Below are 12,587 nucleotides of genomic sequence, written 5' to 3'. Positions count from 1 at the left end.
AGATGGCTATTATTATAACTAATGGTAAGATAGTAAGCTCAAAGACTGTAATTACAAAGGATATTCGTATAGTAGGAGAAAAAATAGAAAATATAGGATCAAATCTAGCCAAGGCGGGGGATGAAATAATAGATGCAGAGGGCTTTTATATACTTCCCGGTGGAATAGATGTTCATACTCACTTTGATTCTGAAGCCGGAGGAATAGCGGCAGATACCTTTACAACGGGAACTAAAGCTGCAATTATGGGGGGAACTACAACTATTATAGACTTTGCAGAGCCGGTAAAGGGAGGTTCTTTGAGAAGGGCTCTTGAGGAATGGAATAAAAAAACCATAGGGAAGACCTACGCAGATTATGGATTTCATATGACAATATCCCATTGGAATGAAAATACCTATAGGGAAATGGAGGAAATGGTTAAGGAAGGTATAACTTCCTTTAAGATGTTTTTTGCCTATGAAGATTTAATGGTTGGGGATGGTTCAATATACCAAGCCTTAAAAAGGGCTAAGAAATTGAAGGCTTTGATAAATTTCCATTGTGAAAATGGAGATATAATAAATGTCATGAGAAAAGAGGCTATATCAAAGGGGAATATAGAGCCAATCTACCATATGAAGACTAGACCTCCATCCTTAGAAAGAGAAGCCATATCAAGACTTCTTACCATGGCAGAGCTGGTAAATACTCCTGTTTATATAGTTCATTTAAGCTCTAAGGAAGGTTATGAGGAAATTCAAACAGCAAGGCAAAGAGGCCTTAAGGTTTTTGTAGAAACTTGTCCCCAATATCTTTTACTAGATAAAAGTTATTATATACCAAAGGGAAATGATCCCTTTGAAGGGGCAAAATATGTAATGTCACCGCCCCTTAGGGATAAAGAAAGTAATGAAGTACTGTGGAAGGGTATTGTGAATGGGAAGATAGATGTTATAGCCACAGATCACTGTGGATTCAATTATAGGAGACAGAAAGAACTGGGGAGAGAAGATTTTACTAAAATTCCCAATGGAGCTCCAGGGGTAGAAAATAGATTTAAGCTTATATATACCTATGGTGTAGAAAAAAATATTATAGATATGAAAAAACTAGTAGAAGTTATTTCAGAAAACCCTGCAAAAATATTTGGATTATATCCTAAAAAGGGAGTTATCCAAAGAGGAAGTGATGCTGATATTATAGTTTTTAATCCCAAGGGCATGTCTTTAATAAAAGCAGAAAACCAAATTCAAAATGTAGATTATAATCTATATGAAGGATTTGGCCAATACGGTAGGCTTCAATATGTTTTTCTAAGGGGACAGTTGGTAGTAAAGGATGAAAAATTATTAGATTTAAAACCCGTGGGGAAATATCAGAAAAGGTCGTTGACAATTGAAGAAAATTCTTAATAATTTGTAGTTTAGCAAATTTATATAGATCAGGAAATTGCATAATTCTAACTTGGCAGAATTGCATAATATATATGGTACAAGGTAATAATCCTGCTGTAAACGAGAAAAATAATTTTCTTTACGGTAGGATTATTATTTTGCATTAAATATTTAGCAAAGAGAAGTGAATTTAGATAATATAGTTTTACTTGAGGAAATTGCATAACTCTAATTTGCTCACTTAAAAAGATTATTAAAAGCTGTCAAAATAATTACCCTAAACATACTATGTAATAAAAGAAAAAGATTTAAAAGCAAAGATAGGTTATTTAGTAGATTATTTTCATAAATGGGGATGATGTTAATGAAAACAGCTTTGATTACGGGAATAACTGGTCAAGATGGATCGTATTTAGCTGAATTATTATTGGAAAAGGGATATAAGGTCTACGGCCTGATGAGGAGAAAAAGCAAATTAGATTTTGGTAATGTAGAACATTTAAAGAATGAAATCGAATTTATATATGGGGATATGAGCGATTATGTGTCCTTAGTGAATGCCCTTAAAAACTCCAAGGCAGATGAAATATATAATTTAGCTGCCCAGTCCTTTGTGGGGACATCCTGGCAGCAACCTATAGTAACATCAAAGATAAATGCCCTTGGAGCTGTTAATCTACTGGAAGCTTTGAGGGTTATTAAACCGGAGTCAAAATTCTACCAGGCTTCTACAAGTGAAATGTTTGGCCTTGTAAGGGAAATTCCTCAAAGAGAAACGACTCCTTTTTATCCAAGGAGTCCTTATGGTGTATCAAAGCTTTATGGCCATTGGATAACAAAAAACTATAAAGAAAGCTATAATATTTTTGCATGCTGTGGAATATTATTTAACCATGAATCCGAGAGAAGGGGTAAAGAGTTTGTAACAAGAAAGATAACAGAGGCGGCAGCAAAAATCAAACTGGGAATACAGGAAAAGCTGGAGCTTGGAAATTTGGAAGCTAAGAGGGACTGGGGCCATGCCAAGGATTATGTAAAGGCCATGTGGCTTATGCTTCAGCAGGATAATCCTGATGACTATATTATAGCAACGGGAGAAACCCATAAGGTTAGAGAATTTGCCAGTATAGCATTTAAACTTTTAAATATAGATATAGAGTGGATAGGTGAAGGTGCCCAGGAAAAAGGGATTGATAAAAACACTGGTAAAGTGTTAATTGAGGTTAATCCAAAATTCTTTAGACCAGCAGAAGTAGATATATTATTAGGTGATCCATCTAAAGCAGAAAAGAAGCTTGGGTGGACTAGAAAAATATCCTTTGAAGAATTGGTAAGAAGAATGGTTGAATCAGATTATAAAATGATTAGTAATGAAGTAGGTATGTAAATATGAAAGAAAAAGTGGTCTTAATAGGTGCTGGAGGTCACGCCAAGGTAATCATAGATATACTAAATCAAAATGGAAACTATGAGATTATTGGTTGTCTTGATAAAAGTTATAGAGAGAAAGGAAAAATTCTAGGTTGTGATGTAATCGGTGATGATAGCATGATACCAAAGCTATACAGTAGAGGAATAAAAAAAGCTTTTGTTGCTTTAGGGGATAACAAGCTTAGACATAGAATATCGAAGAATCTAATTTCCAGGGGTTTTTCATTAGTTAATGCTATTAGTGAAAAATCCTATATAGCCAGATCAGTAAGGCTGGGAAGTGGTATTGCAGTAATGGCTGGGGCAGTAATAAATCCCGATACTATTATCGGCGATAATGTCATAATAAATACAAATGCTTCCATTGACCATGACTGTAATATAGGTGAAAGTTGTCATATAGCTCCAGGAGCTAATCTTTCAGGAAATGTAAGTATAGGAGCCGGCACTTTTTTAGGAACGGGATGCAAGATTAGGGATAAAATAAATATTGGAGAGTGGAGTGTTGTGGGTGTTGGATCTGCTGTGGTAGGGGATATTCCAAGTCATTCTTTAGCCTATGGTGTTCCAGCTAGAGTGAAAAACTAATTAAATAGACTAATAAATTGATAAATATTTAGGGGGTTGTGGAATGGGAGATGTAATACAGGTTGCAAGCCCAGTTTTAAATGGTAATGAAAAAAAGTACGTTAATGAATGTTTAGAAACTACATGGATTTCTTCTAAGGGAAAGTATGTAGATGAATTTGAAAATAGATTTGCGGAATTTTGCAGGTCAAGATATGCAATAAGCTGCTCAAATGGAACAGTGGCTCTGCATCTTGCCCTTTTGGCCTTTAACATAGGTCCCGGAGATGAGGTGTTGGTACCTACTCTTACCTATATTGCAACGGCCAATGCAGTGACCTATTGTGGAGGAAAACCGGTATTTGTAGATAGTGATCCTGAAACATGGAATATTGATCCAAATAAAATAGAAAATAAAATCAATTCCAATACCAAGGGAATAATTGTAGTTCATTTATACGGCCATCCCGTTGATATGGACCCTATAATGAAGATTGCCAAAAAGTATAATCTTTTTGTCATTGAAGATGTGGCAGAGGCCCATGGAGCTCTTTACAAAGACAGAGTTGTAGGATCAATAGGTGATATTTCTACCTTTAGCTTTTTTGGAAATAAAATTATTACTACCGGTGAAGGTGGTATGGTAGTAACAAATAATGAAAAGCTTAATGAAAAGATAAGGATATTAAGAAGCCAGGGAATGTATACTTCAAGGAGATACTGGTTTGAAGTTATAGGCTATAACTATAGAATGACCAATATACAGGCTGCTATTGGATTAGCTCAGCTGGAAAATATTCAATGGCATTTAGATAAAAGAAGAGAGATTGCAGATTTATACTATAAATATCTAGGAAGCCTCTTGGAATATATTGAATTTCAAGCAGAGAAGGATTGGGCGACTCATTCATACTGGATGTTTTCAATAATACTTAAGAATACAGTAAAGATATCTCGTGATGAATTTATGGAGCATTTAAAAAATGATAAAGTAGAGACTAGGCCAGTATTCTATCCATTGCATACTATGCCTACGTATAGAGAAACGAAGGAGAAATATCCAGTGGCAGAAAAGGTAGGGCATAAGGGTATAAATCTTCCCACCCATGGATTGCTTAAGGAAGAAGATATAGCTTATATATCAGAAAGAATAAAAAAGTACTGTGAATATGAATCTTGTGATGGAGATTAATCTAGAAAGGAGTTTATTTTATGATTTCTCCTAGAATTTACTGGCTGGGCTGTCATCAGACTTTAAGATATGAAGAGGTTCCAATGCTTATAGAGGCAGGGGCTGAGGTAATACCTGATATTGGAGATCCAAATTGGCTTAGATATGATAATAATTATAATAATGAAAATCATAGATTATACCCCCACTGGCGAATTTCTTGCAGATTGCCTACTAATATAGTCGAAAGAATTAGGGATATAAGTTTTTGGGAAAATAGAGGTAAGGTTACTGATGAAGAGGCAGATCTAATCAATCAATATATTCATGTAATTTTTGTTTCCCATTATCCAGATATTTTAGAGAATATAACAAAATGGTTTAAGGGATATGTTGTCTATAGAGTATTTGGAATAGGTGATTATACAACTTATACTCAGCTTATGAAAAATATGAATATAGATATAGATAATTTGATTTCAAATGATAAATATGTGTGGGCTCCAATACGTAATAGCTTACATGCTGATGAAGACCCTAGAATACTGAAGAACAAATTATATATAAATGCCTTTGTTTCTGGAGAACGTTTAAGATATAAATGGAAATATAAAAAATCTGAGGATTTTATTAGCACCAATATTTCTTACCTAGATGGAAATCCAGTGTCTAGGGAAATTTTAAAGAATTTTTCCAATGAGTTTTCTGAAATTCCTTTTGTTGTATTAGGGAAAAATTCAAAAAATGCAGCAAAGGATATATGTGACAATGTACTTGGCTATTTGGATGATAATGATTTCTATTTAAAAATAGCAGAAAGTAGGATTTTTGCATATATTGGATTAAGCTCAAATTATCATTTGCACTATCCTCCCATTGAGGCTATTAGCATGGGTGTACCTGTATTCTTTTTAGAAAAATCCGGTCTTGCTCAGGAGGCTAGGGATAAAGGTATTAGTAATGATAAGCTCAGAAGAATAGGAATGTGTGAAAGCATCAAGGACATGAGGAAACTGGTCATTAAAAATATCAATAATTTTGATGAGCTTAAAAGGATTGCAAATAATCAGTCTGATGTTTTTAGTCAGATTTTTAGCAGAAAAAAGGCATTGGAAAGGACTAAAGAGTTTTTCAATAAAATACAGTCCTATGTGTCAAAGCAGAGAAAAATGGAGGATACTAAACCAATATATTTTAATATTGTCAAAAAGAAAACCTACCAAAGTAATTATATTGAAGAAGATATACCTACAAATATAGGAGAAGAAATTGTTTTTAGCCTAGAAAAAATCCAAGGCTTTAGTGGGAAGTTAATATATGACCATAATGGAAGATTTATTTCTAGAAGGATTGAAAGAAATTTGGACCCTTCAGGATTGTTTGCAGCAAATTATATTAAGAAAATGACTGCAGGTAAATATTTATTTTCATTGGAGATAAAAAGCCTTGAAAAGTGTAGTGACTCTGTGGGTATGTTTTTAATTGGCATATGGAATCCTCAGTTTAATATATTAAACTCACAGGAAATTTCAAATTTAAAAAGTGGAAAGAATATCATAGATTTAATTGTAGAGGTTTCCCTTAAGGAAGTTAATTTGTTAAAGGAATTAAGAATAGTGTGGAATGGTACCCATACAATTGATGTATCAAGGCTGATTGTTAAAAAGCTTGCATAATGTGGGTTTAACCTATGAATTAGAAAAAAATTAGGACGGTGATTAGTCTGTGCTTTCACCAAGAGTTTATTGGCTGTGTCCCCATGAAACATTGAGATATGAAGAAGTACCATTATTGATAGAAGCAGGAGCCGAGGTTATACCGAATTATGGACATCAGATATTTTTAAAATATTATAAGGACTATAATAATGAAGATCATAAACTGTATCCTCCTTGGCGAAAAAAATGCACATTGCCATCTAATATTGTTGAAAAAATCCGAGAAATAAAATTATGGGAGAAAAAAGGTGAAGTAACAGATGAAGAAGCCCAGCTGATTAATAGATGGATTGACGTAATATTTGTTGCTACTTATCCTGATATTTTAGAGAATATTTCAAAATGGTATCAAGGCTATACAGTATTTAGGGCCTTTGGATGGAATGACGGTATCACCAGCTATACAGAAGTTACAAAGAGATTAAAAATAGATATTAATGATCTAGCTGGAAGAGATAAATATGTATGGTGTCCTATTTTAAATAGCTTAGGAGAACGTGAAGATTTCAGACTTGTCACAAATAAATTTTATTTAAATGCCTTTGTTTCCAGTGAAAGGCTAGGATATAAATGGAAGGGAAAAGATTCTAAGCTTTTGATTAGTACTTTAGCCTCAAATTTAGATTCATACTATGAAGAAAATTTGATTTTTAGAAATATGTTTCAAAGCTTTATAGAAAAATTTAAACATATACCCTTTCTTGTATTAGGTAAAAATTCAAAAAATACAGCTGAGGAAGTTTGTGACAAAGTTCTTGGCTATGTTGACGATAATGTTTTTTATTCAACAATAGCTGAAAGTAGAGTTTTTGTGTATTTTGGTCTTGGTTCCAATTATCATTTGCATTTTACTCCAATTGAAGCCATTAGTATGGGGGTTCCTGTTGTATTTTTAAAGGAATCGGGCCTTGCACAAGAGGCTAGGAATTATGGTATTAATAATGAAGAATTAAAGAAAATTGGCATGTGTAGCAGTATGGATGAGATTGAAAAATTGATTTTTGAAAATATAAATAACTTTGATAGGCTGGAGGAAATTGCATATGGTCAATCTAAGGTTTTTGGTAAGATATTCAGCAGAAAAGCTGCTCTACTAAAGGCAAAGAAGTTTTTTATAGAGATTCAGCCCTATATCAAAGAACATAGAAAAATAGAATATAAAAAGCCAATTGATTTCATAAAATTAGAAAGTAAAGCTTTACAGGGGCTATCAATTCAAAATGATTTACCCTCTCATAGGGGAGAAAGAATTATTTTTAGTATAGAAGAAGTTAATGGGGTAGTTGGAAAATTAGTTTATGATTATAAAGGAAGATTTATTGCTCGTAGGGTTGAAAAAAATCTAGACTCTCCAGGATTAATTATAGCAAATTATCTGGGAAGGATGGAGCCTGGGGAATATGCTTTTACTGTGGAGCTAAATAATTTTAGTGAATATAAGGGTTCTATAGGTGATCTATCAGTAGGGGTATGGAATCCTCAGTTTAAAGTAATAAGTTCTCAAAATGTATCAAATTTAAAAGCTGGAAGGAATATTGTTCGATTAGTTGTGAGTATATCATCGGAGAGTTCTGATGCAGTGAAGGAAATAAATTTTCTCTGGAATGGAGCTCACACATGTGAGCTGTCAAGAGTTATTGTTGAAAAAGTAAGATGAGAACATAAAAAATATAAAAAATTAGGGAGGCTTGCGAAATGCTTTCGCCTAGGATTTTTTGGTTGTGTACCCATCAAACACTGAGATATGAAGAGGTTCTAATGTTAATAGAAGCTGGAGCTGAGGTGATACCATGTTTGGGAGACCCCTTTTGGTTAAAATATGACGGTAAATATGATAATGAAAATGATGACTTATATCCTTACTGGCGAAAATTTTGTACCCTTCCAACCTATATTACTGAAAAAATTAGAAGAATAGATTTTTGGACAAATAAAGGTAAGTTAAGTGTCGAGGAAGCTGATTTAGTCAACAGGTGGATTGATGTTATTTTTGTTTCAAGTAATCCTGATATTTTGGAAAATATAATAAGCTGGTTTCAGGGCTATATAGTATTTAGAGTATTTGGCCATGGAGGCTATACCACTTATACTGAAGTAATGAATAAAATGAAAGTAAATATCAATAAAATAGCTTCAGCAGATAAATATATTTGGGCACCCATGTTGAATAATCTAGAAAATTGTGAGGACCCAAGAATAATAAAAAATAAGTTTTACTTAAATGCCTTTGTTTCTAATAAAAGATTAAAATTCAAATGGAAGGGTAAAAACTCTAAACCATTTATTAGTACTACCATATCCTATTTAGATGGAAATCCAGTAGTTAGGCATATTTTTAAGGAGTTTTCTAGGAAATTCGAAAACATTCCCTATATTGTTTTAGGTAAAAACTCAAAGGAAGTAGTTAGAAGTATTTCGGACAAAGTTCTTGGATATCTTGATGATGATCATTTTTATTCAAAAATAAGTGAGAGCAGGATTTTTGTTTATTTTGGTGTAGGGTCTAATTATCATTTGCATTATACTCCAATTGAAGCAATAACTATGGGAGTGCCAGTAATGTTTCTTGAAAGCTCAGGCCTTGCCCAGGAGGCTAGGGACTTTGGAGTTAGCAATGAAGAGTTGAAAAGACTGGGAATGTGTGCTAATCCCCAGGAGATGAAAAGACAGGTGGAAAAAAATATAAATGATTTATATGAACTGCAAAAGCTTTCAGAAAATCAGCATAATATTTTTTCGAAAATTTTCAGTAGAGAAACAGCTTTATCAAAGACTAAAAACTTTTTGAAAAAAATTCAACCCTATGTTAAAAATCTTAGAATAAATGAATATAAAGAAGATATTGAGCTTGATAATATTTCTAAAAATGATTGTTTTAGAAATAATTCTATGAAAATGGATTTACCTACTCAGCCAGATGAAAGGGTTAATTTTAGCATTGAAAATATTAATGCCTTTACTGGAAAATTGCTCTATGACCATAAAGGGAAATTTATAGGCCGTAGGGTAGAAGAGGGAACTGATTCTGCAGGGATATTTATAGGTAATTATTTAGGTAAAATGAAAGCGGGTGAATATCTGTTTTCAATGGAGTTAAATTCTTCTAATGAATCTAAATCTTCTCTAGGTGCTTTTTCAATAGGTATATGGAAGCTCCAATATAAAATATTAAATAGTCGGGATGTATCTAATATAAAAGTTGGCAAAAACATCATTGATTTATTTGTAAAAATTTCACCTGAGAATTCAGATTTACTAAAGGAAATAAGGTTTGTATGGAATGGAATTAATATATTGGATGTATTAAGTATTACTGTTGAAAAATTAACTTAAACTGCTGTGATTGTAAAGTGAATTTTACAGGCTTATGGAGATACACAAAGTGAAGGGAGATTTGCGAAAATAAAATATTGAAACTCACCATATAGGAACTAGCATAACGAGTTAAGTTTGAATTATTCAATTATAACAAGCAGGTATTTTTAGATAGAGGTGAATTTATATATGAAAATAAAAGAGTCAATAAAAGATCATATTTCTTGCGAAAATCATCCCAACTTAAATAAATTCAATATTACAGAAGTTGTATGGGGACAATTATCAGAATGCAAAAATCAATTAATCAGTGTAGCAGATCAAAGTAATAAAACAATAGGCTTTTTTCTGGGCTATTCAATATATTTAGGGTCAGGTGGTTTTGAAGGAGAAGGAATCGGTCGCTTTGTTGTACGGCTAATAGAAGGATTATTAGAAAACAACAAAGATGTACTTATTAAAATTGTTGTGAATAATCAAAACTATCCCGTTATTAAAGAAGCATTTAAAGGGTACATACTTAATTATCATAGAAGATTATCTATTGAAAGCTTTAATGATGTAGAATCGATAAATAGAAATGTTCTTGTAGATATATGGATTGTTCCATATGTGGGAATGGAATTAGCACTTAGGCTAAATAAACCATTTATTCTATGTCTTCATGATTTAGTATATATTCATTTTGAAGAAATTTATAAGGGCAATCCATACTTTTATGATGAGTTTACAGTTATTGCTAATAAATTAGCTAATAAAGCTGTAAAAATAATATTTAATTCTTATTTTGTAAGAGATAATGAAGGAATAGACTTTTTAAAACTGCCTGAGGAAAAGACAAAGGTTATTAGATTAGCTCCTCCAAGGAAGGAATACGATTCTATTAGAATATGTGATGAAAATGATTTTAGAAATAAATACAAATTACATGATAGTTATATTGTTTATCCTTCTGTCATTAGGTTTCATAAAAATCATGATAGGCTTATTGAAGGTTTTTTAAAGTTTAAGGGAAGTGATGAAGGTGCTGTGTCAAATCTAAACTTGGTTTTGACTGACAATTATAAAAACAGGCCTAAGGAAAAAGAAATTAGAGAGATACTTAATAAATGTAAGAATATGAGTATTAGAAATAGTGTTATTTTTTTAGGCAGACTTTCATGGGAGGATGTTCCATTGCTTTATAAATATGCAGAAGGTACAATTATTCCAACTTTTTTTGAAGGAAGCTGCCCATTCCAGATACTGGAGTCTTTAATCATGGATACTCCAGTGGCAATGAGTAAAATTGATGTTATTGAAGAAGTCATACCGGATTTGCGTTCATTTATAACATTTGATCCATATTCTTTGGAAGAGATTGAAGAAGCGATTAATCAATTGTGTAAAGCTAAAAGAAAGGATCTTAAAAAGCAAAAAAAAGCAGTCCAGCAGACATTAAAGAGAACCTGGACAGATGTAGCTATGGAGTATTATGATCTTATAACTGAGATTATAAGTTAAAAAAAGTAATATCCTTGGTTATGTTTAAAGGAGGTCTTATATATGAATCTAAGCAATTATTCCACTACAAAATTAATATGGGGTCAATCAACTGAGCCTTCTTGTGGATTAATGAAAAGTCCAAAAAGTAACAATAAAATTGACGGAGAGAACGATAAAGATGATATAAAACATATTGGTTTTTTTCTAGGATATTCGATACCTTTAGGGGAAGGCGGTTTTGAGGGCGAGGGAATAGGTCGATTTGTGATACGATTAATAGAAGGGTTATTATATAATGAAAAAAATGTAATTATAACTGTTGCAGTTGATAGTGATAATTTCTATTTTATTAATAAGGCCTTCAAAAAAATCTTGTTATATTTTTCGGATAGATTAGTTATTCAGAGATTTTATGGCGTAGAATGGTTAAATATGAATGTTCCAGTAGACGCATGGGTTGTTCCGTATATTGGAATGGGGTTGGCTTTGCAGCTCAAAAAGCCTATTATAGTATGTTTACATGATTTGGTTTATATGCATTTTGAACATATGTATAGTTATGAATCGGGTTTTAATGAGGAATATACTTTTATTGTAAAAAAATTGGTAGAAAAAGCCACAAAAATTGTATTTAATTCCTATTTCATAAGGGATAATGAAGGTCTTAAGTTTTTAAAATTACCTATAGAAAAAACAGAGGTTATTAGATTAGCTGCTCCAAAGCAAGAGTATAATTCTATTAGTTTATATGATGAAGATAATTTTAGAAGTAAATATAAATTATATAATGATTATATTGTTTATCCTTCTGCTGTTAGGCTTCATAAAAATCATGACAGACTTATTGAAGGATTTTTTAAGTTTAAACAAAGTGATGAAGAGGCTGGGACCAACTTAGATTTGGTTTTAACTCATAACTATAAAAATAGCCCCAAAGAGGGTGAAATTAAGACCATACTCAATAAATGCAAGGATATAAATATGCGGAATAGTGTTATTTTCCTAGGAAAACTGCCCTGGGATGACCTTCCTTTACTTTATAATTATGCAGTGGGTACAATTATTCCAACACTCTTTGAAGGAAGCTGTCCTTTTCAGATACTGGAGTCCTTAACGGTGAATACTCCTGTGGCTATGAGTGATATTGAGGTGGTAAGGGAAGTAATCTCGAATATAGATGAATTTATAACCTTCGATCCCTATTCAACTGAAGAAATAAAGAGGGCAATAGGGAGTTTATGGAAAATAAATGATTTGGAAATAAAAAAACAAAAGAAAGCAATTTCAAATGTAATGAAAAGAACTTGGCTGGATGTTGCAAGGGAGTATGAAATCCTTATTGATGGTGTTTTGAATAAATAGATAAAAAAGAATCAATAAAAAGAATAAAAACTAGGTTATATAAAATGTCGTCGACCATCAGTAGCGCAAAAACCCCGGGAGGTCGACGACAATTTTGTTTTTGAGTATTTATAGTAATTACAATGATTATAGGATTTTGTATAAAAAAAGAAGGATTTTTTG

9 protein-coding genes are annotated in these 12,587 nt (G+C 32.3%); all 9 read left to right on the top strand.

What is annotated here, in order from left to right:
- Positions 1-2 precede the first annotated feature (2 nt).
- The 9 genes from hydA to B5X81_RS11145 all read left to right on the top strand — a co-directional run bounded on the left by hydA (position 3) and on the right by B5X81_RS11145 (position 12,425).
- A complete protein-coding gene (gene hydA, locus B5X81_RS11185; protein WP_079491793.1) occupies positions 3-1,394 on the top strand; it encodes a dihydropyrimidinase in 1,392 nt (463 codons plus the stop codon).
- A 346-nt stretch (positions 1,395-1,740) separates the two neighbouring features.
- The gene (gene gmd, locus B5X81_RS11180; protein WP_079491792.1) at positions 1,741-2,763 is read left to right on the top strand and encodes a GDP-mannose 4,6-dehydratase; all 1,023 of its coding nucleotides are present in this window, start codon (positions 1,741-1,743) and stop codon (positions 2,761-2,763) included.
- A gap of 2 nt (positions 2,764-2,765) precedes the next feature.
- Positions 2,766-3,395, top strand: coding sequence for an acetyltransferase (locus tag B5X81_RS11175; protein WP_079491790.1), 630 nt, complete (start codon positions 2,766-2,768; stop codon positions 3,393-3,395).
- A gap of 43 nt (positions 3,396-3,438) precedes the next feature.
- Entirely contained in the window at positions 3,439-4,566 is a 1,128-nt protein-coding gene (locus B5X81_RS11170; RefSeq protein WP_079491789.1) for a DegT/DnrJ/EryC1/StrS family aminotransferase, read from the top strand.
- A 20-nt stretch (positions 4,567-4,586) separates the two neighbouring features.
- Positions 4,587-6,221, top strand: coding sequence for a glycosyltransferase (locus B5X81_RS11165; RefSeq protein ID WP_079491787.1), 1,635 nt, complete (start codon positions 4,587-4,589; stop codon positions 6,219-6,221).
- Between the two features lie 49 nt (positions 6,222-6,270).
- Entirely contained in the window at positions 6,271-7,920 is a 1,650-nt protein-coding gene (locus B5X81_RS11160) for a hypothetical protein (protein WP_079491786.1), read from the top strand.
- Positions 7,921-7,958: 38 nt separating this feature from the next.
- Positions 7,959-9,596, top strand: coding sequence for a glycosyltransferase (locus B5X81_RS11155; protein WP_079491784.1), 1,638 nt, complete (start codon positions 7,959-7,961; stop codon positions 9,594-9,596).
- Between the two features lie 171 nt (positions 9,597-9,767).
- Positions 9,768-11,081 (top strand): glycosyltransferase, encoded by a 1,314-nt coding sequence (locus B5X81_RS11150; RefSeq protein ID WP_079491783.1) that lies wholly within the window; start codon positions 9,768-9,770, stop codon positions 11,079-11,081.
- Positions 11,082-11,123: 42 nt separating this feature from the next.
- Entirely contained in the window at positions 11,124-12,425 is a 1,302-nt protein-coding gene (locus B5X81_RS11145; RefSeq protein ID WP_079491781.1) for a glycosyltransferase, read from the top strand.
- Positions 12,426-12,587: the final 162 nt, after the last annotated feature.

This window comes from Maledivibacter halophilus, assembly GCF_900167445.1.
In the GTDB taxonomy this organism is placed as follows: domain Bacteria; phylum Bacillota; class Clostridia; order Peptostreptococcales; family Caminicellaceae; genus Maledivibacter; species Maledivibacter halophilus.
This window is presented reverse-complemented; position numbering and strand designations above follow the sequence as displayed.